The sequence below is a fragment of the Ruegeria sp. BA12 genome, from assembly GCF_056539625.1.
Genome location: NZ_JBQFVF010000001.1, coordinates 161,994 through 188,260 on the forward strand (window position 1 = coordinate 161,994; position 26,267 = coordinate 188,260).

General features: G+C 58.2%; 23 protein-coding genes and 1 tRNA gene. 8 read left to right on the forward strand and 16 right to left on the reverse strand.

The window, feature by feature from the left end; all coding sequences use genetic code 11:
- Window positions 1-37: 37 nt before the first annotated feature.
- From ACR0B0_RS00785 to ACR0B0_RS00815, 7 genes are all read right to left on the reverse strand, one after another.
- Window positions 38-1,927, reverse strand: a complete 1,890-nt coding sequence (locus tag ACR0B0_RS00785) for a PhoX family protein (RefSeq protein ID WP_480646051.1) — start codon at window positions 1,925-1,927, stop codon at window positions 38-40.
- 202 nt (window positions 1,928-2,129) lie between these two features.
- Complete coding sequence (locus tag ACR0B0_RS00790; RefSeq protein ID WP_480646053.1) at window positions 2,130-3,125, reverse strand: ABC transporter ATP-binding protein; 996 nt, start codon at window positions 3,123-3,125, stop codon at window positions 2,130-2,132.
- Window positions 3,122-4,156 (reverse strand): Gfo/Idh/MocA family protein, encoded by a 1,035-nt coding sequence (locus ACR0B0_RS00795; RefSeq protein WP_480646055.1) that lies wholly within the window; start codon window positions 4,154-4,156, stop codon window positions 3,122-3,124. The genes ACR0B0_RS00790 and ACR0B0_RS00795 overlap by 4 nt, the downstream gene beginning before the upstream one ends.
- Window positions 4,153-4,992: a carbohydrate ABC transporter permease gene (locus ACR0B0_RS00800; RefSeq protein ID WP_170347914.1), complete on the reverse strand. Its 840-nt coding sequence runs from the start codon at window positions 4,990-4,992 to the stop codon at window positions 4,153-4,155. Before ACR0B0_RS00800 ends, ACR0B0_RS00795 begins: the two co-directional genes overlap by 4 nt.
- A 10-nt stretch (window positions 4,993-5,002) precedes the next feature.
- Window positions 5,003-5,917, reverse strand: coding sequence for a carbohydrate ABC transporter permease (locus ACR0B0_RS00805; protein ID WP_170347915.1), 915 nt, complete (start codon window positions 5,915-5,917; stop codon window positions 5,003-5,005).
- Window positions 5,918-5,982: 65 nt separating this feature from the next.
- Window positions 5,983-7,236 (reverse strand): ABC transporter substrate-binding protein, encoded by a 1,254-nt coding sequence (locus ACR0B0_RS00810; protein ID WP_170374342.1) that lies wholly within the window; start codon window positions 7,234-7,236, stop codon window positions 5,983-5,985.
- Window positions 7,237-7,259: 23 nt separating this feature from the next.
- Window positions 7,260-8,144, reverse strand: coding sequence for an N-acetylmuramic acid 6-phosphate etherase (locus ACR0B0_RS00815; RefSeq protein ID WP_170374344.1), 885 nt, complete (start codon window positions 8,142-8,144; stop codon window positions 7,260-7,262).
- 170 nt (window positions 8,145-8,314) lie between these two features.
- Between ACR0B0_RS00815 and ACR0B0_RS00820 the strand changes: the two genes are divergently transcribed.
- The 8 genes from ACR0B0_RS00820 (at window position 8,315) to ACR0B0_RS00855 (ending at window position 17,221) form a co-directional block, all read left to right on the forward strand.
- Complete coding sequence (locus ACR0B0_RS00820; RefSeq protein ID WP_170374346.1) at window positions 8,315-9,190, forward strand: glucosamine kinase nucleotide-binding domain-containing protein; 876 nt, start codon at window positions 8,315-8,317, stop codon at window positions 9,188-9,190.
- Window positions 9,177-9,926, forward strand: a complete 750-nt coding sequence (locus ACR0B0_RS00825; protein WP_170347919.1) for a GntR family transcriptional regulator — start codon at window positions 9,177-9,179, stop codon at window positions 9,924-9,926. Before ACR0B0_RS00820 ends, ACR0B0_RS00825 begins: the two co-directional genes overlap by 14 nt.
- Window positions 9,927-9,944: 18 nt before the next feature.
- Entirely contained in the window at window positions 9,945-10,973 is a 1,029-nt protein-coding gene (locus ACR0B0_RS00830) for an SIS domain-containing protein (RefSeq protein ID WP_480646057.1), read from the forward strand.
- Window positions 10,970-12,106: an N-acetylglucosamine-6-phosphate deacetylase gene (nagA, locus tag ACR0B0_RS00835; RefSeq protein WP_480646059.1), complete on the forward strand. Its 1,137-nt coding sequence runs from the start codon at window positions 10,970-10,972 to the stop codon at window positions 12,104-12,106. Before ACR0B0_RS00830 ends, nagA begins: the two co-directional genes overlap by 4 nt.
- Before the next feature lie 108 nt (window positions 12,107-12,214).
- Window positions 12,215-12,289, forward strand: a tRNA-Gly gene (locus ACR0B0_RS00840).
- A gap of 128 nt (window positions 12,290-12,417) precedes the next feature.
- Window positions 12,418-14,238, forward strand: coding sequence for an ABC transporter transmembrane domain-containing protein (locus ACR0B0_RS00845; RefSeq protein WP_480646061.1), 1,821 nt, complete (start codon window positions 12,418-12,420; stop codon window positions 14,236-14,238).
- A gap of 157 nt (window positions 14,239-14,395) precedes the next feature.
- Entirely contained in the window at window positions 14,396-16,285 is a 1,890-nt protein-coding gene (locus tag ACR0B0_RS00850) for an acyl-CoA synthetase (protein ID WP_170409025.1), read from the forward strand.
- A gap of 12 nt (window positions 16,286-16,297) precedes the next feature.
- Window positions 16,298-17,221 (forward strand): alpha/beta hydrolase, encoded by a 924-nt coding sequence (locus ACR0B0_RS00855; protein WP_170347924.1) that lies wholly within the window; start codon window positions 16,298-16,300, stop codon window positions 17,219-17,221.
- Window positions 17,222-17,225: 4 nt separating this feature from the next.
- On the opposite strand, the gene ACR0B0_RS00860 is transcribed toward ACR0B0_RS00855, so the two are convergent.
- From ACR0B0_RS00860 to ACR0B0_RS00900, 9 genes are all read right to left on the reverse strand, one after another.
- Complete coding sequence (locus ACR0B0_RS00860) at window positions 17,226-18,062, reverse strand: alkaline phosphatase family protein (protein WP_170347925.1); 837 nt, start codon at window positions 18,060-18,062, stop codon at window positions 17,226-17,228.
- A gap of 150 nt (window positions 18,063-18,212) precedes the next feature.
- Entirely contained in the window at window positions 18,213-19,850 is a 1,638-nt protein-coding gene (locus tag ACR0B0_RS00865; protein ID WP_170347926.1) for an ABC transporter ATP-binding protein, read from the reverse strand.
- Window positions 19,847-20,662, reverse strand: a complete 816-nt coding sequence (locus ACR0B0_RS00870) for an ABC transporter permease (protein ID WP_170347927.1) — start codon at window positions 20,660-20,662, stop codon at window positions 19,847-19,849. Before ACR0B0_RS00870 ends, ACR0B0_RS00865 begins: the two co-directional genes overlap by 4 nt.
- A complete protein-coding gene (locus ACR0B0_RS00875) occupies window positions 20,659-21,615 on the reverse strand; it encodes an ABC transporter permease (RefSeq protein ID WP_170347928.1) in 957 nt (318 codons plus the stop codon). Before ACR0B0_RS00875 ends, ACR0B0_RS00870 begins: the two co-directional genes overlap by 4 nt.
- A gap of 15 nt (window positions 21,616-21,630) precedes the next feature.
- Window positions 21,631-23,217, reverse strand: a complete 1,587-nt coding sequence (locus ACR0B0_RS00880) for an ABC transporter substrate-binding protein (RefSeq protein WP_170347929.1) — start codon at window positions 23,215-23,217, stop codon at window positions 21,631-21,633.
- Between the two features lie 259 nt (window positions 23,218-23,476).
- Window positions 23,477-23,878 (reverse strand): hypothetical protein, encoded by a 402-nt coding sequence (locus ACR0B0_RS00885; RefSeq protein ID WP_170347930.1) that lies wholly within the window; start codon window positions 23,876-23,878, stop codon window positions 23,477-23,479.
- Between the two features lie 51 nt (window positions 23,879-23,929).
- Window positions 23,930-25,033 carry a glycerate kinase type-2 family protein gene (locus tag ACR0B0_RS00890; protein WP_170347931.1) on the reverse strand — a complete coding sequence of 368 codons (1,104 nt, stop codon included), beginning with the start codon at window positions 25,031-25,033 and terminating at the stop codon, window positions 23,930-23,932.
- Window positions 25,033-25,470: a D-aminoacyl-tRNA deacylase gene (gene dtd / locus ACR0B0_RS00895; RefSeq protein ID WP_170347932.1), complete on the reverse strand. Its 438-nt coding sequence runs from the start codon at window positions 25,468-25,470 to the stop codon at window positions 25,033-25,035. Before dtd ends, ACR0B0_RS00890 begins: the two co-directional genes overlap by 1 nt.
- 25 nt (window positions 25,471-25,495) lie before the next feature.
- The gene (locus ACR0B0_RS00900; RefSeq protein ID WP_170347933.1) at window positions 25,496-26,164 is read right to left on the reverse strand and encodes a nitroreductase; all 669 of its coding nucleotides are present in this window, start codon (window positions 26,162-26,164) and stop codon (window positions 25,496-25,498) included.
- Window positions 26,165-26,267 lie beyond the last annotated feature (103 nt).

A 26,267-nucleotide genomic window follows, 5' to 3' on the forward strand; every position in this document is an offset into this window, starting at 1 on the left:
AAACGCCCCAACCATAGAGTGGGGGCTTTTTCGACGTTTAGCCGACCAAACCGTTGTCGGAGCGCTTGATGGCGATGACCGATGATCGCGGTGTACCGCCATCGGGCCAGTTGCTGCCCGGATGCTGAATGCCCACAAACATGGTGCGCAGGTCGTTGGACCAGGCCAAGCCGGTGACCTCGCAACCATTGGGGCCCGTCATGAACCGTACGATTTCGCCGGTCACCGGGTCGCCAACCAGCATCTGGTTATTGCCATTGCCAGCAAAGTCACCCTCATTGTTGTCCTTACCGTCGGTCTGAATCCAGATCAGGCCAGTCGAGTCGATGACCATGCCATCGGGCGAGTTGAACAGGTTACCCTCATTCACATTCGGCGAGCCAGCGCGGTCGTCGGAATGCACCGTCGGGTTGCCCGCCATGACATAGAGATCCCAGTCAAACGTGTCTGCGGCGTGATCGTCATTCGAGGGTCGCCAGCGTACGATTTGACCGTACTTGTTGGCCTCACGTGGGTTGGCGGCATTGACCGAAGTGTCGTCACCACCGGCATTCGGTTTGACACCACGGTTCTTGTTGTTGGTCAGGCAGCAATAGGCCTCGACCGCAACCGGGCTCGACGCCACCCATTCTGGGCGGTCCATAGTGGTGCCACCTACGGCAGACGCTGCCATGCGGGTAAAGATTCGGATTTCAGCATCATCCTTGCCAGTCGTTTCCGGCGTCAGTGGCAGCCATTCACCGGTCGCATCGTCGTTGAACTTGGCAACGTACAGCGTTCCGTCATTCAGCAAGCTCTCGGTTTCGCCACCTGGCTGATAGGTGCCGTTCGAGACGAACTTGTACAAGTACTCGCCGCGCTCGTCATCGCCCATATAGACAACCACACGGCCATCTGCGGCCAGTGTCACCTCGGCGTTTTCGTGTTTGAAGCGGCCCAAGCCGGTGTGCTTGACCGGCGTGCTGTTCGGCTTGGTCGGGTCGATTTCCACGATCCAACCCGCGCGGTGCGGTTCGTTTGGGTTTTTAGACGTGTCGAAACGCGGATCGAAAAGCTCATACCCGTTCCAGCTTTCGGCTTTGACACCGTAACGTTTGAAGCCGTCTGCCACCTTCTGGTCGTAGCTGGCGTTTTCATCGGACGATCCGAAATAGCCGTTAAAGTTCTCTTCGCAGGTCAGGTATGTGCCCCATGGCGTTTTACCCGCGCCACAGTTGTTCATGGTGCCCAGAGACGCCGTGCCGGTCGGGTCGGCCTGCGTCTTCAGCAGATCGTGACCTGCAGCGGGGCCTACGATCTTCATCGGCGTATTGTGGTGGATACGGCGATTGAATGGGCTGTCTTTGACAACCGACCAGCCGTTGGGGCCTTCGGCGATCTCCATCACGGTCACACCCTGAATGTTCTGCAGCTTCAAAACATCGTCCGCGTTGGCGGGCACGCCTTCCTGCGCAGCTGGCATGTTGATCTTGCGGTTCGGGTATTCGTGGTTGATGGCGATCAGCTCATGACCCCGGAACGAAAATGTCTCCATCCCATCAGTGTTTTCACCGAAGATACGGTCTGATTTGTCCAATGGGCCGCCATCCGTCAGGTCATAGCCATCGGCATCGGAAAACAGTGGATCGCCCCAACGCATCAAAATTTTCCACTCATACCCTTCGGGCACTTGCACGGTGCCATCGGTCTGCGCAGCAATCGGCGTGAATGCAAAGCGCGACATGGTGACGGCATGAGCGGCAGTCGACCCCATCAGACCCGCGCCCATAGCGGCAGCGCCTGATCCAAATGCTAGCACACCACCCAGAAAACCTCGGCGCGAAATGGCGCTTTCTACAACACGGTCAAAGTCGTTTTCTTCGGGGCGGGGGAAATGCAGCTCGTCCCAATCGTCGGCGGACAGGGTGGTGGGATCAATGTCTTTCATGGATAGCTCCTGGCTGTCAGAAAATAGCAGATGAAAGGCAATTAGAATTTCTTTGTGACAGCTTGATAACAACCCCATTAAGGGAGAGGCCTGATCTTTCAGAATTTTGCGTTCAATGAAAAGGGAAGAGGCCTTTTCTCTGCGGGAATCCGCGCGTTCTGGTGCGCGATTGTTCCGCAGAAAACACGCGTGCCTGCGACATTTAGCGCAAACGCTGACCAGCTGCGTCGAACCGATAGGCCTTGTCAGCAGTATAGGCGAGCCGCAATTCTTGACCTTCGGAAATGGCGTGCTGACCGAATAACCGCGCGGTCACGGATTGGTCGTGTATTTTGGCGATAACGTTTGTATCCCCACCCAGTTTTTCAACGTGGCTGACCTGAGCTGTCAGCGGGCCGTCGTCGGACAGAAACAGGTCTTCGGGGCGGATTCCAATGATGTTCTGGCCGCTATCCCCCAACAGGCTTTCGGGTAGGAAATTCATAGACGGTGAGCCTAGAAATCCGGCAACGAACTTGTTTGCAGGGTTGTTGTACAGCTCCATCGGGCTGCCGATCTGTTCCACCCGCCCGTCACGCAAAACGACGATCTTGTCGGCCAGTGTCATCGCCTCGGTCTGGTCATGGGTGACATAGATCATCGAGGCGTCCAGTGCCCGGTGCAGGTTCGCAATCTCGATCCGTGTGTTCATCCGCAAGGCGGCGTCCAGATTTGACAGCGGTTCGTCAAACAGGAACAGCTTGGGTTCCCGAACAATGGCGCGGCCGATAGCGACCCGCTGGCGTTGACCACCCGACAATTCAGACGGATAGCGATCCAGATAGGGCTCGAGGTTCAGCATCCGGCTGGCATTGGCAACGCGTTCCTCTATCACCGCTTTGGACTGCTTTTCCTGCTTCAGCGCCAGCGTCATGTTCCCGCGCACGCTGAGGTGCGGGTAAAGTGCATAGCTTTGAAACACCATAGCTATGCCACGCTTGGATGGCGGCACCAGATTGACCTGTTGACCACCAATATTGATTTCGCCCGAGGAGGCATCTTCGAGCCCCGCAATCACACGTAGCAGGGTGGACTTGCCGCAACCCGAGGGGCCGACGAAGACAACAAACTCGCCTTCTTCAACCTCAAGCGTGATGTCCTTGAGGACATGCACATTGCCAAAGGATTTGTTCACATTGCTCAACGTCAGGGCGGTCATTTTGCGGGCTCCTCAAGGGAAACGGGCTGGCCGGTGCGGATGCTTTCATCCGCGGCCAGACAAATGGCGAGGGATTGAACGGCGTCATTCATATGACGGGTCAGGTCGATGTCTTCGGCAATTGCGCGCAGCATATAGGCTTGTTCGGCATCGCAGAGTTCCTGATGGCCGGGTTCATCGGGCATTTCGATGGTTCGGTCACCTTGTGGCGTATGGACCAGAAGGCCTCCGACCTTTGTATGCCCATCAATATCGGAGGATGCGCCTTTATTGCCATCGGTGATTGAAACCGATCCGTTGGGCGACACGATATCTTTCACGAAAAAGGCTGTTTCAGACATCATTGGGCCCCATCCGGCCTCATACCAGCCGACCGAGCCGTCATCGAAAACCACCTGAAACTGACCGTAATTGTACATGTCCTCGGCGATCTCATCGGATAGGCGCAGACCCATGCCGTGTACGCGGACGGGCTGCGCGTCGGTGATCTGGCACATCACGTCCACATAATGCACGCCGCAATCGACAATAGGTGAGGTCGTTTGCATCAGCGCCTTATGCGTTTCCCATTCCGCGCCCGAGGATTGCTGGTTCAGGTTCAGACGGAACACATATGGCCCGCCGAGATTGCGCGCCTCGGTGATCAAGCGCATCCAAGACGGGTGGTGGCGCAGGATATAGCCCACGACCAGCTTGCGGTTCAGCCGCGTGGCGGTTTCCACCACCCGCCGCGCGTCAGCGACGTTGGTGGCTAGCGGCTTTTCGACGAAGACATGCGCGCCTGCCTGCATCGCCGCACAGGCGTAATCGGCGTGGCTGTCGGAATAGGTCGCGATCACAGCCAGATTGGGGCGGGTCTCATTCAGAGCAGTTTCGAAATCCGAATACGCTGGATAATCCGAAAGTTCGGTGTGATCTACGCGCCCGGATCGGTTCACCAGCCCGACGATTTGCGCATCGGGGTGGTGGTGATGGGCCAGCGCATGGCTTAGCCCCATATTGCCCAGACCTGTGATCAGTACACGGGTCATTTGACAGCTCCGGATGTGATGCCACGGATCAGTTGGCGCGAGAAGATGACGTAGAGAACCAGAACCGGCAGGATTGCCATCGACAGGGCGGACAAAACCGCGTTCCAGTCGGTCACGAACTGGCCGATAAAGACCTGACTGCCCAATGTCAGCGTTTTGGTTTCCTCAGCCGGGGCAAGGATCAGCGGGAACCACAGGTCATTCCAGATAGGGATCATGTTGAACACGGCTACAGTTGCCATTGCCGGACGAACCAGTGGCAGGACCAGTCGGAAAAAGATCGTGTATTCCGACAGACCGTCAATGCGACCTGCGTTTTTCAGGTCATCACTGACCTGCCGCATGAATTCAGACAGTATGAATACGGCCAGCGGTAACCCCTGCGCTGTGTAGACAAGGATCAGCGCCCACAGCGTGTTCACCAGCCCGGTCGCCACCATCATCTCAAGGATCGCCACAGTGCCGATGCGGATAGGGATCATGATCCCCAGCGCCAGATAAAGCCCCATGAGCAGGTTGCCTTTGAACTGGTATTCAGACAGCGCATAGGCCGCCATGGCGCCAAGCAGTAGGATGAAGAACAGCGATGCGACCGTGACGATCATCGAGTTCTGGAAGTAGAGGAAGAAATCCCCCTGCTTCATCACCGTCTCGTACCCGATCAGTGAAAAGCTGTCTGCGCTGGGTAGGGCCAGGGGTTCGCGAAAGATCGCGCGGCGGGTTTTGAAGCTGTTGATCAGAATGACAAAGACCGGGAACAGGGCGATCAGCGTATACAGGATCAACGCACCGTGCATCGCGGTGGTGTTGAAGGGATTTTGGCGTGCTTTGTTCATCCGTTCACCCTCACAGTTGATACCGGCGCATCCGGGTCTGGATGCCAAACAGATAGATGCAGACACCCACCAGGATGATGGCAAACATGGCCCCGGCGATGGCTGATCCCATATGGGGATCGCCCAGTTGCAATTGGAAGCCAAAGAAAGTGCGATACATGAATGTACCCAGAATATCTGTCGAGAAATCCGGCCCGGCCAGCGCGCCTTGAGACGCATAGATCAGGTCGAACGCGTTAAAATTGCCCACGAAGGTCAGGATCGAGATGATCCCAATCGACGGTAGGATCAGCGGCAGCTTGATTTTCCAAAAGGCCGAGGCCCCGGTGATGCCGTCAATCTCACCTGCCTCAAGGATTTCTTCGGGTATGGTCAACAAGGCGGCATAGATCAGCATCATCGGTATGCCCACGAACTGCCAAACCGAGATCAGCGCCAGCGTGGTCAGGGCGTATTCCTCTTTTCCCAGCCACGGAGCGAACAGGGATTTCAGCCCAATCGCGTCCAACATTGACGGAGCGATGCCCCAGATCGGCGACAGGATCAATTTCCAGGCGAAGCCGACAATCACAAAGCTGAGGATCGTAGGGATGAAGATCGCCGACCGGTACAAGGCCGCAAATCGAAGCCGTGGGTGGCTGAGAAGCGCTGCCAGTGCGATGCCAATGGGGTTTTGCACCAGCATATGGATCAGGAAAAACCAGAAGTTATTCCCCAGTGCATTCCAGAACTGTTCGGACCAGATCGGGTCAAAGAACAGCGTTCGAAAATTCTGTAGGCCTACGAACACACGGGTCTGATCGACCTCGGTAAACAGCGCCAGACGCAGCGTGTTGAACAGCGGAAAGATCATAACCGCGGTATAGACCAGCACGGCCGGTGCCAGAAACACGACGATATGCCAGCGGAAGCGGGGGCGGTTCATTGGACTGCTTTCAATGGGGTGTCGGGTTTACCCGGGCGATCACCGCCGCCCGGGTATGATTGGGTTTACTGGTGTGGTGCGTACCAGGAGGCGAGGCCTTCCTGCAATTCTGCACCCAGATCCTCGGGGGATTTGGCGCCTTTGATGGCGGCAACCGATGCGCCCCAGGTTTCATTTTCAAGGTTCGGTGTACCGCGCGACAGGATTTGATAGGTCGAGCGGATGGTCGATTCACACTCGTCGCGCCAGCCCACGATTTCCTTGGCCAGTGGATCTTGCAATTCGACAGGCGTGTTGGAAAGTGGGAAGAAGCCGGGCAGGGCATTGCCGAAAATTTCTGCAAATTCCGGGCTTGCGACCCAGGTCAAGAATGTCTCGGCGGCCTCGGGATGTTCAGTCGCGGCGTTCATGCCGATGCCGATATCGGTGTGGTCCGAAATGTAGCAGGTGTCGCCAGCGTTACGGACTGGCGGCTTGAATGCACCCATCTCAAAATCGGCCTGTGTGTTGAAGCCCGAGATTTCCCATGAGCCTGCGGGATAGATCGCCGCGCGACCTAGTGTGAAGATGTTCTGACTATCGGGATAGGTCTGTGCCTCATACCCGTCGCCCAGATACTCACCCCAGCGTGCCAATGTGGCATAAGGGGCTGTCCAGGCCTCATCGGTAAGCTTTTGCTCGCCCGCGATCAGGGCCTGACGGCCTTCCTCACCCTTCCAGTAGTTCGGCCCGATGTTGTTGTAACCCATCGTGGCGGCTTCCCACTGGTCGTTAGTGCCCATCGCCATCGGAATATAGTTGCCATCTTCTCGAATCTTGTCGAGCGCGGCAAAGAACTCATCCTCGGTCGTTGGAACTTCGATCCCAAGTTCAGCAAATGCGTCTTTGTTATATATGAACCCATGAATTACCGAAGCCATCGGAACGCAGAATGTGACCGCGCCATCATCCGTCTGCCAGGCCGATTTTGCCACGTCCGAGAAGTTGCTCATCGCATCGACTCCGGACAGATCGGTCAGGTGTCCTGCATCATACAGCGCCAAAGAGGCGTCAAAGGGGCGGCAGGTGATCAGGTCACCGGCTGAACCCGCGTCCAGTTTCGAGTTTAAAACGGCGTTATACTCTGCTGGTGCTGACGGGGTGAAATCGATCTTGATTCCGGGGTGCTGCGCTTCGAACGCGGGAATGATCTGGTCCTGCCACAGGGTCAGGTCATCATTGCGCCAGCTTTCGATGGTCAGGGTTACGTCTTCGGCATAGGCAGTTGTGGCCATCAGGGTTGTCCCCAATAAGGCCAGCTTCAGGCTTTTATGTTTCATCTCTCTCTCCCGTTATTTAGTTGTTAATCCTTGGCCAATGCTGCGGTCAGAACTCCCTTCGTGGTTCGCAGGCGAGCATCCGCTTGCGCCAACGACAGGTCTTGTGCGGCAATTAGAATGGCGGGTTTTACGTCGCCATGCGCAACGTTCAGTGCGTTTTGCGCCGTTTCTGTATCCACTTCGGCGATGCGGGCGACGATCCCGGCGGCGCGGCCCCGCAGTTTGTCGTTGTCGGCACGTAGATTGACCATCATGCCGCTATGCACATGGCCAAGCTCAACCGCCATAAGCGAAGACAGCATGTTCAGCGCAATCTTCTGCGCTGTTCCAGCGCCCATGCGTGTGGAGCCTGAGATCAGCTCGGGCGGCGTCGCCAACAGGATGGGAATGTCAGCGCCCAGCAGCAAGGGGCTGCCGCCGTTATTGGCGATACTGATCACAGTTGCGCCCTTGGTGCGGGCGATGTTCATGGCAGCCACGGTGTACGGCGTAGAGCCGCTTGCTGAAACCGCAATCACCGTGTCTTTGGCTTGTAAGCTGTCCAAGGCTTGTTCCAACCCTTCGGTCGCATCCTCGGCCCCGCCCGGCATTTCAACCCCGGTGGGCAGGCCACCTGCCATATGTATGCGCAGACGGGCAGGGGGGATCGAGAATGTGCCGCCCAGCTCTTGCGCGTCAGCAGCTGCCATCAGGCCAGATGACCCGGCGGCCACAAAGTGCAATATCCCCTCTGCGCGCATGGTTTCTGCCATGGCCTTGGCGCCCCGGACGATGTTGTCCTCGGCGTCGCGAACGGCTGCGGCAGCTTTGATTTGACCTTCGGCCAACGCACGAGCCGAAGTGGCCAGATCGCCTGGTGACAGGCGCGCGGCATCAGGGTGTAATTGTTCGGTTGACGGCAGCGCCAAGAGAATCCTCCCACGTTTCCCTAATACAATACCTATCTAATACCACTTGTCTAGAATTTTATTTCTGACTGAGACTTATCGAAGTAATTCATCCATTTAGTTGGCGATGTGGCCATTCGGTGTTGAATTTGGCCTTTTCTATCGCTGAAAGGTATTATAATGGTATTGTTATGAATGAGTCTCGAGATAATGCTGTGTTGGCCGTTGATGGCGGGGGGACGCGATGCCGCGTCGCCTGTGAAATCTGGGGTGCGGTCCATAGTGTCGAGACCGGAGCGGCCAATGTTTCGACCGATTTTGACAGCGCGCTGGCGCAGATTCGGGCTGGGTTGGATCAATTGTCGCGTCAGATCGAGGTGACCATAGGGGATTTAATCACTCTGCCTGCTTTTGTGGGACTGGCGGGCGTTACTGATGCCGCGATCGCAGGGCGGTTGCGGGATGCGCTGGGCCTGACCTGCGCGCGGGTCGAAGATGACCGGCCCGCCGCCGTGAGGGGGGCATTGGGCGCGCAGGACGGTTTGATCGCGCATTGCGGCACCGGGTCTTTTCTTGCGGTGCAGGCGGATGGCGCGATGCGTTTTGCCGGAGGTTGGGGTTCGATTCTGGGGGATGAGGCCTCGGCCCAGTGGGTTGGGCGCAGAGCCTTGGCTGAGACGCTGCGTGCATATGATGGCACGCAAGCCGAAACCGATCTGACGCAAATGCTGTTGGCTGACCTTCAGGGCCCGGCTGGTATTGTGCGCTTTGCTGGAACGGCCACGCCCGCACAATTCGGAGTGCTCGCACCTACAGTGACGTCCGCTGCGAAAAAGGGCGATGCGGTTGCCGTACATATTCTACGAGCGGGGGCTGGCTATATCGCGGATATCGCCAAACAGTTGGGCTGGCAGGCGGGTCAGACGATCTGCCTGACCGGTGGGATTGCGGGGCAATATGCGCACTATTTACCTGATGACATGCAATCGGCCATTCGCCCTTCGCTGGGTGAGCCGCTGACCGGGGCCTTGGCCCTTGCGAAGGAGATCCGACATGAGCATCTCTGACTTCCTGCGCGCCGATTTGTGGCTGAGCCCGGACAAAGGGCCGCGCTATGTTCAGCTAAGGCACAGGCTGCAAGAGGGGATCGACACCGGCGTGTTACCACCGAATTCCTCGCTGCCGTCGGAACGCGAGTTGGTTGAAATCACCGATCTTTCGCGCGTTACCGTTCGTAAAGCGATTCAGGAATTGGTGCAGGAAGGTGTGATCGAACAACGTCAGGGGTCAGGCTCGTTCATTCGCGAACGTGTGGCGCGGGTCGAACAATCGCTGACTCATTTGACCTCGTTCACCGAGGACATGTCGAGCCGCGGTATGCAGACCACCTCAAAATGGCTGGAACGCGGCGTCTTTGCACCTACCCCCGAGGAGGTCCAAGCCCTGAGCCTGAAAGAGGGCGAGCAAATTTCCCGAATCTATCGCCTGCGCGAGGCAAATGGCCGCCCGCTGGCGCTGGAACGTGCTGCGCTGCCGCTGGATATCCTGCCAAACCCGATCGAGGTGACGACCTCGCTCTATGAGGTGCTAGACGGTCTGGGGCGACGACCAGTGCGCGCGGTGCAGAAGATATCGGCCCTTAACCTCGCAGCGCGAGAGGCTGAGTTGCTGGAGGTGCCCGAAGGGGCCGCCGGACTGAACATCGAACGCGTTTCATTTCTTAAAAACGGGCGGGTCGCGGAATTGACCCGATCCCTCTATCGAGGCGACACCTATGACTTTGTCGCCGAGTTGCGGCTGTAGCCGGAAAGGCAAGTGAGCATGTCAGAACACAGTTCGAAAATGCGTCAGGAGGTTTTGGAAATCCCCGACGCCGTTGACCGATTGCTAAGCCAGGGTGCCGCCAATATTCAGGATGCGGCAAGGCGGGTGAAAGAGGCCGATCCCCGGTTTCTGATCACAGTGGCGCGGGGGTCGTCGGACCACGCTTGCGCGTATTTGAAATACGCTGCCGAATTGTTGCTGAACCTGCCTGTGGCCTCGGTCGGGCCGTCGGTCAGTTCGATCTATGGGGCTGATCTGCGTGCGGCTGGGGCGGTGTGCCTTTCGGTGTCGCAATCGGGCCAAAGTCCAGACATTGTAGGGATGACCCGAACGCTGAAATCTTCGGGCGGGGTGACGGTTGCGATCACCAACAACACGGCCTCGCGCCTTGCTGAAGTGACGGATGCGGTCTTGCCCCTGCACGCAGGGCCGGAACTGAGTGTCGCTGCGACCAAAACTTTTGTCACCTCGCTTGTGGCGGGGTTGTGGTTGTTGGCTGAAATCAAGGGGGATGGTGATTTGACGGCCGCGATCCGATCCTTGCCCGGTCATTTGGGGCAGGCCGCGCAATGCGATTGGTCGGCGGCGGCTGATGCAATCACCGGCCGGTCACTGTTCACGCTGGGCCGCGGTCCGTCCTTTGCGATGTCCAATGAAGCTGCTCTGAAGATCAAGGAAACCTGCCAGATTCACGCCGAAAGCTATTCGGCGGCCGAGGTTCTGCATGGTCCGGTCTCAATCGTTGAACAGGGGTTTCCTGCCATCGTTTTTGCCGCCGCAGATGCCGCCGAGCAAACGACAGCCGAGGCGGCTGATGCGTTGGCAGGCAAAGGTGCGGCTGTTTTCGCGGCCACTGATAAGGTCACCAAAGCGCATAGCCTGCCGGTAACTCGAACCGATCACTGGTTGACTGACCCCATTGCCACGATCACGTCGTTTTACAGCATGGTCGAATCCGTGGCGCAGGCGCGCGGGATCGACCCAGATACTCCGCGCCATCTGAGAAAGGTGACAGAGACGGTATGACCTCAGACTCCATGACATTTCGCAATGGTGCCCTGTTCGATGGAGAGCGCCTGCATTTTGATCAGGTCATGACCTTTCGCAACGGCGTCCTTGCCGCGCTTGCGGCTGAGGAGACCGCACAGATCGAAGGGCAAGTCATCGACCTGAACGGGGATATCTTGTGCCCCGGCTTCGTCGACCTGCAGGTGAACGGCGGCGGCGGCGCGATGTTCAATGACGACCCCTCGGTTGATTCGATCCGGCAGATCGCCGAAGCGCATCGCCGTCTAGGTGTGGCGTCCTTGCTGCCGACACTAATCACCGACACGCCCGAAAAAACCGAAGCCGCCGTTGCAGCCGCGATAGAGGCGGTTCGCGCGGGGGTTCCGGGTGTGGCTGGGCTGCATCTTGAAGGGCCACACCTGTCGGTGGCGCGAAAGGGGGCGCATGACGGGGCGCTAATTCGTCCGATGGAGGACGCGGACCTGACCATGCTGATTGCGGCAGCAGAGCAATTGCCGTGCCTGAAGGTGACCCTTGCGCCCGAATCCGTGTCCCTGCAGCAAGTGCAAGCTTTGTCGGACGCCGGCATTCTGGTGTCGCTAGGACATAGCAATGCAGATTTCGAGACGTGTCAGCGCTATGCCGCGGCGGGCGCGCGCTGCGTCACACACCTTTTCAACGCCATGAGCCAACTGGGCAGCCGCGAACCTGGTCTGGTGGGTGCGGCGCTGGCGACGGGAGGGCTGTCGGCGGGGTTGATCGCCGACGGTATCCATCTCCACCCCGAGGTTATCCGCTCGGCCTGGGCTGCCAAGAAAGCGCCCGGCCAGATATTTCTTGTCAGCGATGCCATGGCTGTTGCGGGTACGGATCAGGCCGCGTTCGAACTGGAGGGTCGCCGGATCACGCGGACGGACGGACGCCTGACACTTGAGGATGGAACGCTGGCTGGGGCCGATTTGGACTTGACCACTGCGATCCGCATTCTGGTCACACATGCTGACGTGCCGCTTCAGGAGGCGCTGGCTGCAGCCACGACTTATCCGGCGTCTCTGATCGGCCAGCCGGTTGCGCAACCGCTGCGTGCCGAGTCGATGATTCGGATTTCCTCGGACCTCGAATCCTGTTCTTGGATATGTTCACAGGGTTGAGGGAAGGGCGTCTGTCTTCTGCATTAGAACGCGATTACAGAAATTGATTTCCTGCGCCGAACGGCGCTTGACGACACCAGACGCATCCCTTAAACCGACCTGCGCTGAGCGGGCGTCGTATACTGGCTATTACCTCAGCCTTCCAAGCTGATGAAGCGGGTTCGATTCCCGCCGCCCGCTCCAAATCAGCCGCGAAATTCTGCGTCAAATGGCCCTTACAGGCCGTGAATTGGTGACGCGCTGCTTGACCCCGCCGTCTGCTGCCGCCAAGAAGCGACCACCTGATTGCGAATTTTAACTAAGGGCCACGCATGGCAAGAACCGCCCCAGCCAGTCCAGCACAACAACCCGCACCCGGCGCCAGTGAAGAGCGCGCCCGGTCCAAGAAAATTGGCGTTCTGGCGTCGTTGTGGCCCTTCATGCGCCCCTATCGGATGTTGATGGCCGGGGCGACACTAGCGTTGGTGCTGACGGCAAGCATGACCCTTGCGCTGCCACTTGCCGTGCGCCGTGTGGTCGACAATTTCCGCATCGAAGATGGCGAGTTGTTAGAGTGGTACTTTCTGGCAGCACTAGGCATCGCCGGGATTCTGGCCGTGGGCACTGGTCTGCGCTATGCGCTGGTGACCCGGCTGGGCGAACGGGTCGTCGCCGATATCCGCGAGGCCGTGTTCGACCGCGTCATCGGAATGAGCCCCGAATTCTACGAACGTATCATGACCGGCGAGGTCCTGAGCCGGATAACCACCGACACGACGCTGATCCAGTCAGTGCTTGGCTCGTCTGTGTCCATCGCGCTGCGCAACATGTTGTTGTTCTTCGGCGGGCTGGTGTTGATGCTGCTGACATCGGCCAAGCTGACAGGTTTGGTTTTGTTGTTGATCCCGGTGGTGGTGGTGCCGATTTTGGTGCTGGGGCGCCGCCTGCGGGTGATCAGCCGCGAAAATCAGGACTGGATCGCAGCCTCGTCCGGTAATGCAGGTGAGGCGCTGAGCGCGGTGCAAACCGTGCAAGCCTTTACTCATGAACAGGCCAGCCGCAAGCAATTCGCGGATATGACGGAAACGTCCTATGTCGTTTCGCTGCGGCGTATTCAGACGCGCGCGGTTCTGACCGTTATCGTCATCTTTTTGGTTTTTTCGGGCATTGTCGGCGTGTTGTGGATGGGCGCAAATGATGTCCGCGATGGCGTGATGACCGAAGGCGTACTGATCCAGTTCGTGATCTATTCGATTATCATGGCGGGTTCTGTGGCGGCCTTGTCTGAAATCTGGAGTGAATTGCAGCGCGCCGCAGGCGCAACTGAACGACTGGTGGAATTGCTGAATGCACAGGACACCGTCACCGATCCGTCCAATCCCAATACGCTGCCATTACCGGTTCGGGGTGAGATCCGCTTTGACGATGTGACCTTCCGCTATCCGTCACGCCCCGATGTTGTCACGCTGGAACATCTATCATTGCAGGTTAACCCCGGCGAGACGGTTGCATTTGTCGGCCCCTCGGGGGCGGGGAAGACAACCGTCATCCAGATGATCCAGCGGTTTTATGATCCGGTCTCGGGGCAGGTCAGTCTGGATGGCGTCGATCTGCGTGACATCGACCGGGCCGAGTTCCGCCGCCACATGGCGCTGGTGCCTCAGGACCCGATCATCTTTGCCTCTTCGGCGCGTGAAAACATCCGGTTTGGTCGTCTGGACGCCACCGATGCCGAGGTTGAGGCCGCCGCCCGGGCCGCCGCCGCACACGATTTCATTTCGGCTTTGCCCGAAGGTTACGACAGTTTCGTTGGTGAACGGGGTGTGATGCTGTCTGGCGGGCAAAAGCAACGTATCGCCATCGCTCGTGCGATCCTGCGGGACGCGCCGGTACTGCTGTTGGACGAGGCGACCTCGGCACTGGATGCCGAAAGCGAGCGTGCGGTTCAAGGCGCTGTCGATCAGATGCGCGCCGGGCGCACCACGTTGATCGTGGCGCACCGGCTGGCGACGGTGAAAAAGGCTGACCGGATCGTGGTGATGGAGGCCGGCCGTATCGTGGCGCAGGGCACCCATGACGATCTGGTGGCACAGGACGGCCTGTATGCCAGATTGGCGCGTCTGCAGTTCACCGACGGCATGGCAGCAGAATAAAGTGACGCTGGGGCAGGGCAATTCGCTCCGCAGCGTAATTCTACCTCTTTCCGGGCTTCACAGCTAAGCCCTTTCTTGATCATGCACGGTTTTGCTTCCATCTTGGCGGTGGATACAAAACCCGTGCCGGACACGGGAGAGATAAGGGAGGAGTCATATGGCCTTTGTGGGTTTGGAAGACAAGGCAAGGATGGAGCAGGAAATGCCGTGGGAGGACCGCGATGTTCCGGTCACCTTCCATCAGTTGTTGTCGCGCACGGCAAGCAAGTTCCCCAACAGCAATGCGATCAGTTTTCAGCTTTTGTCCGGGCCGACCGACAAGGCCGAAACGCTGACCTGGTCCGAGTTGCTGGGTAAGGTCAACCAGGCCGCCAACCTGTTCCGCTCGCTCGGGATCGGTGAAAAGGATGTGGTGGCCTACGTGCTGCCCAACAGTAACGAGACGCTGATCACCATGATGGGTGGCGCGGTTGCAGGGATCGTGAACCCTATAAACCCGTTGCTGGAGCCCGAGCAGATAGCCGCGATCCTGCGCGAAACCGGCGCCAAGGTGGTGGTTACGCTGAAATCCTTCCCCAAGGCCGATGTGGCGCAAAAGGTCGAAGAGGCCGTGCGCCATGCGCCCAACGTCAAAACCATTCTTGAGATCGACCTCAACCGCTATTTGACGCCACCGAAATCCTGGCTGGTTCCGCTCCTGCGTCCCAAGATGGGCGACAAGGAACATCTCGCGCATGCGGATTATAAGAACTTCAACAAGGAACTGGCCAAACAGCCCACTACGCTGACCTTCGAGGACAGCACCGAAGATCGTGTCGCCTGCTATTTCCACACCGGCGGAACCACCGGTATGCCCAAGGTGGCGCAGCATAAATACTCGGGCCTGATCTACAACGGCTGGCTTGGAAACACGCTGTTGTTCTCGGACGAAGACGTGATCATGTGCCCGTTGCCGATGTTCCATGTCTTTGCTGTGCATGTGATCGTGATGGCCGCGGTGTCGTCGGGCGCGCATGTGGTCTTCCCGACCCCTGCCGGGTATCGGGGCGATGGCGTGTTTGATAACTTCTGGAAGTTGATCGAGCGCTGGAAGGTCAGTTTCATCATCACCGTCCCCACCGCGATTGCCGCCAAGATGCAACGCCCGGTGGATGCCGATATCTCAAGCGTGAAAACAGCCTTCTCGGGTTCGGCCCCGCTGCCGGTCGAACTGTTCCGCCGGTTCGAAGAAGCGACGGGTGTGACCATCGTCGAAGGCTATGGACTGACCGAGGCAACCTGTCTGGTGTCGTGCAACCCGGTGGATGGCGAAAAGAAAATCGGATCGATCGGGATTCCATTCCCCTATACGGATGTGAAAATCCTGCAGAACGGACCGGACGGCCCCAAGGAATGCGGCGCGGATGAGATCGGCGAAATCTGTATCTCGAATCCCGGCGTCTATGCGGGCAACACCTATACCGAGGCGGACAAGAACGTTGACCTGTACCATTTCGACAAGTACCTGCGCACAGGCGATCTGGGTCGGTTTGACGACGATGGGTATCTGTGGATCACCGGCCGCGCCAAGGACCTGATTATTCGCGGCGGCCACAATATCGACCCAGCCGAAATCGAAGAGGCTTTGCTGGGCCACGATGCCGTTGCCTTTGCCGGCGCTATTGGTCAGCCCGACGCGCATTCGGGCGAGGTGCCCTGCGCCTTTGTAGAACTGGTCGACGGGGCCAGTGTGACCGAGAAGGAATTGATGGAGTATTGCGGCGTGCATGTTCACGAACGTGCGGCAAGACCCAAGCACATGACCATTCTGGACGAATTGCCGAAAACCGCCGTGGGCAAGGTCTTCAAACCCGAACTACGCAAGCAGGCAATCACCCGCATCTATAATGGCGCGCTGGAAGAGGCCGGGCTGGACGCGCGCGTCGTATCCGTGCTTGACGACAAAAAGCGCGGGCTTGTCGCGCAGCTTGACGCGAACGGCTGCTCGGACGACGATGTCGGTAAGGTGCTGGGAACGTTTACCCGGCCATGGGAATGGGCTGCCTGACCGGGAGGGACAATGGACTATGAACGTCTGATTGATGAAGAGACTTGGGCGTTCATTAGACGAACGGCTGAAAGCTATCCTGATGACGCTGTCGACCTTTCGATCGAAGATCAGCGCCGTGTCTACAACAAGATGTGTCAGGACTTTCGCCAACCCCGGCCTGCAGGTCTGGATGTGCAGGACAGGTCCGCCAATGGCGTGCCTGTCCGGGTTTACACCGCCGGAGATCCGACCCGAACCGTCGTCTATTTTCATGGCGGCGGTTTCGTCGTTGGTGGGCTGGATAGCCATGATGACGTTTGTGCTGAGATTTGCGTTCAGACCGGGTATCGGGTTGTTGCCGTAGACTATCGCCTGTGCCCCGAACATGTGCACCCGGCACAGTTTCAGGATAGCTGGACCGCAACGAATTGGGTGGTGCAGCAATACGGCGACCCGTTGATTTTGGCCGGTGACAGCGCGGGTGGCAATCTGGCCGCCGCGGTGGCGCAGCACGCACGGGGGCGGCTTGATGGAGTGCTGGGGCAGGTCCTAATTTATCCCGGTCTGGGCGGGGACACATCCACAGGGTCATATATCGAGCACGCCCAGGCACCGCTTTTGACGCTGGAAGAAATCCGGTTCTACGAAAAAGTGCGCTGTGGCGGACCTGCGCCGCAGAACGATCCCACGTTTGCGCCGCTGCAGGATCAAGATTTCTCGGGCCTGCCGCCTACTGTGGTGGTCACCGCCGATTGCGATCCGTTGCGCGACGATGGCCTGGCCTATTGCACTAAGATCACCGAAGCGGGCGGGAGGGCGCATTGGGTGAATGAGCCCGGCCTTGTGCACGGGTACCTGCGGGCGCGCACCTCAGTGAAACGCGCTGCAGACAGTTTTGAACGGATATCAGTTGCGATCGAGGCGCTGGGCCAGCAGATCTGGCCCTACGATTGATCCGTTACTTCAGGAAAGGCTTGGCTTTCATCGTCTCGGCGATCGGTGCGCCCATGCGGTTCAGGATCGTGGGTGCCAGTTGCAGCTGGTCGATCACCGCATCAGCCTCGGGGCCTTCGGCATCGCCGAAATAATACAATGCAGTTTCCTGCTGAAGCGGGCTGCGCCCGCCATGATGGCCACGTTCGTCCTGACCGTGATCGGCGGTCACGATGACCTCATACCCCAGTTGCCGCCAGCGCGGGATGAAAGGGGCCAGCATTTCGTCCATGACAAAACAGGCGTGGTCCATTTCCTCGCAGTCGTGATGAAACCGGTGACCCATACTGTCCAGCGTGCAAGTGTGCAGGACGCCGTAATCCAGCCCAAAGCGCAGGCACAGATTGGTCAGAGTGCCAAACAGATCAACGTCCGACGGCGTCATCTGGTTCACTTTGCTGTAGCCGGTCATTGAGTGGAACCGGCCATGGTTGATCGTTTTGCTCTCGGGCTCGTCATATTCGACGTCACGGACATAATCGAACGGGTGACGGTTGAAGAATTGCGACCAAAAGCTGTGGGTCACCGCCCCGGTCACGCCGCTCGCTTCGCGGACTTGGCTGAAGACGTCCTTGTGGCTTAGGCGGAAGACGTTGCCGTTGCCGGTACAGCCATGTTCCTGCGGCGTGACGCCGGTGTGGATCGAGGCATAGCAACTGGCCGAGATCGATGGCAGCACCGCGCGATGCTTCCAAACCTGCGCCTCGCCACTGTCGACCCACCCTTCCAGATTGCCGAACAGGCGGCGAAAATTGCGCCACGGAACACCGTCTAGAATGATGAGGAGGAGTTTTCGGTCCATTCCCTGACCCTTTCTTAAAGTCCCTCAGGCGACCCTAGGGGATTCGTTGCATATGGGCTGCCTGTTCCCGCCCCCAATAGCAAAATCCCGACACCTGTCATCAGACAAAGCGCCGGGATTTTCAGTTTTTTCAACCTGTCGCGAACCGGGTCAGTTCCCCGCACTCTCCATCTTGCGATGGGCGACAACCTCTTCCAGCCAACCCAGATGCATCTCGGGCACCGAACTGAGCAGCAGGTCGGTATAATCGTCGAACGGTGGGCTCAGCACCTGGCTTTTGGGACCATAGCGGACCACGCGGCCCTGATACATCACCGCGATGCTGTCGCTGATCGCTCGAACCGTCGCCAGATCGTGGGTGATGAACAGATAGGCCACGTCCTCGATCTTTTGCAGGTCAAGCAAGAGCTTGAGGATGCCGTCCGCCACAAGTGGATCAAGCGCCGAGGTGACCTCATCACAGATGATCATCTTGGGCTTGGCTGCCAGCGACCGCGCGATACAGACACGCTGTTTCTGACCACCGGACAGCTCGGCCGGATAGCGATCCATGAACTTTTCGCCCAGCTCGATCTCATCCAGCAGTTCGATGATCCGCTTGCGCTTTTCCGCGCCGCGCATGTTGAAGTAGAACTCCAACGGACGCCCGATGATCGTGCCGACGGTCTGGCGTGGGTTCATCGCCACGTCAGCCATCTGATAGATCATCTGCAACTCGCGCAGGTCTTCGCGGGTGCGGCCTTTCAGATCGCCACTGAGCTTGCGACCGGCAAAGGTGATCTCACCATCGCGCGGCGGCAGCAGGCCGGTGATTACTCGCGCCAGCGTGGACTTGCCCGAACCGGATTCGCCCACAACAGCCAGCGTTTGCCCCGGATGAAGCTCGACATTTACGTTGTGCAGCACATCGAAATTCAACCCTTTGTAGCGCGCGGTGATGCCGTCGACGCTCAGCACGGGATCTGGTGTGGGTTTCTTTTCTTCGTGCTCGATCGAGCGGACCGAGACCAGAGCCTGCGTATACTCTTCCTGCGGGTTGTTGATGATCTGGTCGGTATTGCCATACTCGACCGTATTGCCCATCCGCAGCACCATGATGTCGTCACTTACCTGCGCCACGACCGCAAGGTCATGGGTGATGTAAAGCGCGGCAACGCCGGTGTCTGCAATGGCCTCTTTAATGGCCATCAGAACGTCGATCTGAGTCGTCACGTCCAGCGCAGTGGTGGGTTCGTCGAAAACCACCAGATCAGGTTCGGGGCACAGCGCCAGCGCCGTCATGCAGCGCTGCAGCTGACCGCCCGAGACCTGGTGCGGATAGCGATCACCAATGTTATCCGGATCGGGCAGACCCAGCTTGGCAAACAGCTCCCGCGCGCGGCCTTCGGCCTCTTTACGGCTGAACTTTTTCTGTTCGACCGCGGCTTCAACCACCTGATCCATGATCTTTTTAGCGGGATTGAAGGAGGCTGCGGCGGATTGGGACACATATGTGACTTCACCCCCGCGCAGCTTGCGGATATCGCCATGGGATGTCTTGAGGATATCGCGCCCGTTGACCCAAACCTCACCACCGGTGATTTCCACGCCACCCCGGCCATAAGCCATCGAGGCCAGGCCGATGGTTGATTTACCGGCACCGGATTCGCCAATTAGCCCCAGCACCTTGCCAGGCGCGAGGTCAAAGCTGACCCCGTGCACGATTTCGATGTCATGGGGTTTTTCACCCGGCGGGTAGACGGTCGCGCCGATTTTGAGGTCGCGGACCTTGAGAAGGGCTTCTGTCATCCCCGGCCTCCTTTCAGCGATGTGGTACGGTTCAGGACCCAGTCAGCCACAAGATTGACCGAGATCGCCAGCGTTGCGATGGCCACAGCAGGGTAAAGCGCAGCGCCGATGCCATAGACGATACCGTCCTTGTTTTCCTTCACGATGCCGCCCCAGTCCGCCAACGGCGGCTGAACGCCCAGACCCAGGAACGACAGGGTCGAGACAAACAGAACCATGAAGATGAACCGCAGGCCCAGTTCCGCAACCAGCGGCGACAGGGCGTTGGGCAGGATTTCGCGGAAGATGACCCAGACCTGGCCCTCACCACGTAGGCGCGCGGCCTCGACATAGTCCATGACCGCAATATCCACGGCAACGGCGCGGGCCAGACGATAGACACGGGTGGCGTCCAACAGGCCCATGACAAGGATCAGAACCGGGATTGTCACCGGCACCATGGCCAGAACAACCAGCGCAAAGATCAGTGTCGGGATCGACATGATCAAATCCACCGCGCGCGACATGACCTGATCGGCCCAACCACCCAGCACCGCGGCCAGGAAACCAAGGATGGACCCGGTCACGAAGCTAAGGATCGTGGCCGCCGTGGCGATAAAGATCGTCGTGCGCCCGCCATAGATCATCCGGCTAAGAAGATCGCGGCCAATGTTGTCGGTACCCAGCCAGAATTGCGAGCTGGACGGCTCCCATACATCTCCCACGACCTCAGCCATGCCATAAGGGGCCAGCAGAGGGGCGAGGAGGGCGATGATGAAGTACAGGGCTGTAAAGGCCAGCCCGATCATTGCAGAGATAGGGATGTTCTTCATTTCGGATGCCTCAGCCTTGGGTTGGCCAGAATGGCAACAATGTCTGCAATCATGTTCAGTCCGATATAGATCGCGGCAAAGATGACGCCGCAGGCCAGAACCACCGGAACGTCACGCTTGGTCACGTGGTCCACAAGGTACTGCCCCATTCCGGGATAGACGAACACCACCTCAACCACGACGACGCCGACGACCAGATAGGCCAGGTTCAGCATCACCACGTTGACGATGGGCGCGACGGCGTTCGGGAAGGCGTGGCGATAGATAACTTGAAAATTGCTCAGACCCTTTAGCTCTGCGGTTTCGACGTATGCAGACTGCATCACGTTCAGGATCGCGGCGCGGGTCATGCGCATCATATGCGCCAGAACCACGAGCGTCAGAACGATAACGGGCAGAGCGATCGAATTCAGCTTTTGCCAAAAGGACATGCTGTCATTGATCATCGCCAGGGGCGAGAACATGCCCAGCTTAACGGCAACGAAATAGACCAGCACGTAACCGATCAGAAACTCGGGGATCGAGATGGTTGTGAGTGTAACCGCTGAAATCAGCTTGTCCGGCCAGCGGTTGCGATAACGCACGGCCAGCAGGCCCAGAAAGATGGCCAGCGGAACCGATACAACGGCGGCCCAGAAGGCCAGAAACAGCGTGTTGCCCAGACGACTGCCAATAGAGTCAGCAATATCCAGTTTATTGGTCAGGGATTGACCAAGATCACCCTGAACAATGCCGCCCAGCCATTCGAAATAACGGGTCAGGGCGGGCCGGTTGAGGCCCATTTCCTCGCGCAGGTTTGCCAGCGCCTCGGGGGTTGCAGCTTGGCCTAGGACCGCTTGCGCAGCGTCCCCAGGAAGGGCTTCGGTGAGGCCGAATATCAGAGCCGATGCACCGAAGAGAAGCAGGAATCCCAGCGCAAGGCGCTGGGAAACCAATTTAATGATAGGATGCATTATCCGTGGGCCCTATCAGGAGAACCACATCTTGCGCGACATGTTGCCATTCATCATCTCTTGGGTCGGATCGTTTTCCCAACCTTCCAGCTGATTAGTGACGCCTTCGACAAAGTCATTGAACATTGGGCAGATCAGGCCGCCTTGGTCACGGACCATCATGCCCATCTTGCTGTAGATGTCCTTGCGTTTGTCGTTGTCCAACTCAGCGCGCGCCGCAAACAACATCTCGTCGAATTCTGGAACCTTGAAACGGGTATCGTTCCAATCAGCACTAGACAGATAAGCGGTTGAGTACATCTGATCCTGCACCGGACGACCGCCCCAGTAGGAAGCACAGAAGGGCTGCACGTTCCAGACTTCGGACCAGTAGCCATCGTTGGGTTCGCGCTTGATTTCCAGAGGGATACCGGCCTGTGCTGCTGTTTGCTGGAACAGGGCCGCAGCATCCACGGCACCTGGGAAGGCGCCATCTGCAACGCGCAAGATGATCGGCGAACCGTCATGGCCCGACTTCTTGTAATGCTCAGCCGCTTTCTCAAGGCTGAACTCGCGCTGAGGAATTGAACCATCAAACAGCGGGTATGCCGCGTTTACAGGCATATCGTTACCAACTGTGCCGTACCCGCGCAGAACCTTGTCGACTAAGTCCTGACGGTCAATGGCGTGTTTCAGTGCCAGACGTAGTTCGTTGTTGTCGAACGGCGCGGTGTCGCAGTGCATGATGAACACATAGTGCCCGCGTCCCGCCGTCGAATGTACGGTCAAATTCGGTGCACGACCCAGCAAGTCAGCAACCTTCGGCTCAACGCGGTTGATCGCGTGAACCTGCCCACCCTGGAGAGCAGCCGTTCTGGCGGTCGCATCGTTGATGACAATTACTTCGACGCTGTCGAAATTTCCGAAGTCGGGATTCCAGTGGTTTTCAAACTTCGTGTACAGGTGACGTACACCGGGCTCATCCACTTCTACCTTGTATGGTCCAGTGCCGATACCCGCACCTGGGTTCTCCATACCGCCGTCTGGCTGAATGATCAGGTGATAGTCGGCCATTAGATAGGGAAGGTCGGCGTTTGGTTCTGTCAGGGTGACTTGGAAGTTATCGCCATCGGCCTTCATTGACTCGATGCCTTTCATGATGCCCAGAGCACCGGACTTCGAATCTTCGTTTGAGTGGCGCTCCATGGTCTTCAGCACGTCTTCACTGGTCATGGTCTTGCCGTTGTGGAATTCGACGCCCTGACGTAGTTTGAAGGTCCAGACTTTGGCATCCGCGCTGCCTTCTACGCTTTCTGCCAGACGAGGTTCGATCGAACCGTCGGGTGCAACCTCTACCAGCTGGTCACCAAATTGCTTGCCGTTCTGGAATGGCACCGAGCTTGCATAGGTTGCTGGGTCAAGCGAGTTGGTGGATTCACCGCCCTGAAGACCGAACTTCAGATCACCGCCTTTTTTCGGGCCTGCCGCACGCGCGGCATCTGCAAACATGGTGCTTGCCATCGCTGCGGTGACACCCAAAGCCGCCGCTTTCCCCATGAATTCGCGGCGGGTCAGCTTGCCCGCTGTGACCTGCTTGGTCATGTGAGTGAGTTGTTCGTTCATTCAAAGATCTCCCAGTTGATTGGATTACTAGCCCTTTGCGGGCTTTTTATTGACGCATGAGTCAAAGTAGGCGCATTTCGGTCAGCCGAGCAAGGGTAAATGTCTGTCTCAATCCGGCGAATGATTTATATTTGATCACGTGAATTGGTATCCTCCACCTGCTTTGTTGATAGCAAGCATTCACCATCAAAGGCTTTCATTTCTGCCAAAGGGTAGAATGTCGGTTCTTCTTCCTGCAATTCGCAAGACGTCCCTTTTCTCAAATCGATACCAAGCCGACTGATTTCCTGCCTGCGGCGGCATTATTCATGGCTTTGATTGCCCCGAACCTTTCCCAGACCGAGCAGCGCCACCTATTGTTGCCTAGCGCTTGGCGGGTGTAAACTTTTCTTATCAGGTCTTCACTGCTGTCATTGCCGCGCATATCCAAACGAATGTGACCACAGCCGTGTTTCGCGAACTGCAAAGGGGCCAGCGTATCCCATATCGAGACGCCGTCGCGTTTCTCAAAAAGCAGAATGCCAAAAATGGCGGGGGCAGAGGTTTTCAGAGCATGCGAGGGGCGAGACACGCGGGCCGACCGGCGACAATCATCGCGCACACTAGTGCCTACGTTGGAAAGGTCTTGCATGTTGTGTAGCGCGTTTGAGGGCGGCGTCATTCAGATATTGTCCGGGTGTTTTATAACCCGGGCAGTCCGAAAACCGTCAAATCATGTGCGGATCGCGACAAGCAAGTCCATCACGTTTGTTCCGGTCGGACCCGTCACCAGCAAGGCGCCAACGCGATCCAGATAGCTGCCGCTGTCTGCCTGTTGTAACGCCAACTCGGCGCCGTCGCCCCAAGTGGTGCCGTCGACGACAGCTCCGGCGGCTTGCGTCGGCCCGTCTGTGCCGTCGGTGCCGCCGACTACCACCGTGATTCCGTCGTACCCTGCAATCTCGCGCGCGAGTGCCAGTGCCAGCGCCTGATTGCGCCCGCCGCGCCCCGGATTGTCGGGTAGTACGACGGTTGGTTCACCGCCGAAGATCAATGCCCCTTTGGGCATGGTGCGGATACGTTCGCCAAGCGCTTCGGCAATTTTCAGGAAATCATCGTGCAGGCATTCTTCGTTGGCGTGTACCGGGATGCCGTCGTCTTTTGCCAATTCAGCAGCGGCTGCGCGGGCGTGGGCGTTTGAGGCCACGATCTGAGTCGTCGCCGCAAAGTCAACCTTACCCGGCAGCGCTCCGATGCCAGACCCGACAACATTCAGATCATCGCCCGGTACATCCGAAATCGCCAGAACGGTCGCCCTGTCGCCCTGGAAATGGGACAGCAATCCGCCCCCTTTGATCCGCGACAGCTTGCGCCGTTCCGCATTCATCGTGGTGATGTCCAGCCCTTCGGACAGCAGTTTTTTGTTCAGCTGTTCCAGATCATCCAATGTCTTACCCGGCAGCAAATCCTCGGCCAGCGAGGATGCCCCGCCCGAAACCAGCAACAACAGATGCGAGCCCGGCTTCATTACCTCAACCGCCTCGCGCAATGCCTGACCACCCTGAAGGCTGCGCGCGTCCGGAACGGGGTGCGAGGCTTCGATCACAGTCACATAATCCGGCAGATCACGCCCGTGGTCATCCTTGGTGACAACCAGTGTTGGGCGCGGGCCGAAATGCTCAAGGGCCGCACGAGCCATGGACGCGGCGGGTTTGCCGACCGCCAATATGTGATCGGGTTCGGGGACGTCCTGCAAAACCTTGGTGGTTGCTACGTGGCCACCCACAGCATCGACTCCGGCCTGCCAGATGCGAATTGCCTGTTCTTTCCTGTCCATCAGCTTTCCATCCAAATCGTGACGGGCCCGTCATTGACCAGTTCCACGGCCATATCAGCACCGAATTGTCCGGTCTCTACCGGCACACCATGCCCCTGCAACCGCTGGGCAAAGACCTCATACAAATGTTTGCCGACATCCGGTGCGGCGGCTTCGGAAAATCCCGGCCTGTTCCCGCGAGAGGTATCGGCCGCCAGCGTGAACTGGCTGATCACCAGCGCGGACCCTTCGATATCTTTCACGGACCGGTTCATTTTTCCGGCGTCATCCTTGAAGATGCGCAGCTTGGAGACCTTGGCGGCAAGCTGATCTGCCTTGGCTTCATCGTCGCCTTGCATGGCACAGATCAAAATCATCAACCCCGGTCCGGTCTGACCGATCACCTGACCGTCGACCGAGACGTTGGCTCGTGAAACTCGTTGTAGAACAGCGCGCAAAATCGTTCTCCGCTTGGTGTGCTTGTCATCCGACCCAGTTTACGATCTCACTCAGATCGGCGCGGTCGGTGCGAAAGCCGTTGGCGGGATGATCTGTATCCGCATAGCCAAAGGAAATCGCGCATAAAATCAACCGGTCTTCCGGGATATCGAAATACCTGCGCAGGAACGGGCTGTAGGTGGCAAGTGCGGCCTGCGGGATTGTGGCGATGCCAAGCGCCTGCGCGGCCAGTGAAAATGCGGTGATGAACCCGCCGCAATCCAGCGCGCCATAGGTACCAAGCTCAGCCGGGCTTGTGACGATGGCGCAATGGGGTGCCCCGAACAGAGAGAAATTCTGCATCATCTGCCTGGCCGAAGCAGTGCGGTCACCGCGCTCAACCCCGACAGCCTCGTACAAAGCCCAACCACAGGTTCGACGGCGATCTTGGTATACACCGGAATAAGAGGTTGGAAAGGGAATGTCGGGGCAGGGGGTGCCCGTTGCGGCCTCGGCCTGTATTGCCGTGCGAAACCGGTCTGTTTCTGCGCCGCTGGTGATAGTGACGTGCCAGGGTTGAGCGTTGCACCAGCTAGGCACACGCGCGGCGCTGTTCAGGATTTGTTTGATCTGATCCTTGGGCACCGGATCGGGGCGAAAGGCCCGGCAGGAATACCGCGAGGCCAGCAACCGGTTCAGATCGGATAGTGTCACTCTGGCCTCTCCCGTTAGGCGTCGACGCCGTGGAGGATGGCGTTACGAAGCGGGAAGTTCAAGCGCTAACATCGACTGATTTCTTGGCTTGCCGACAGCTCTA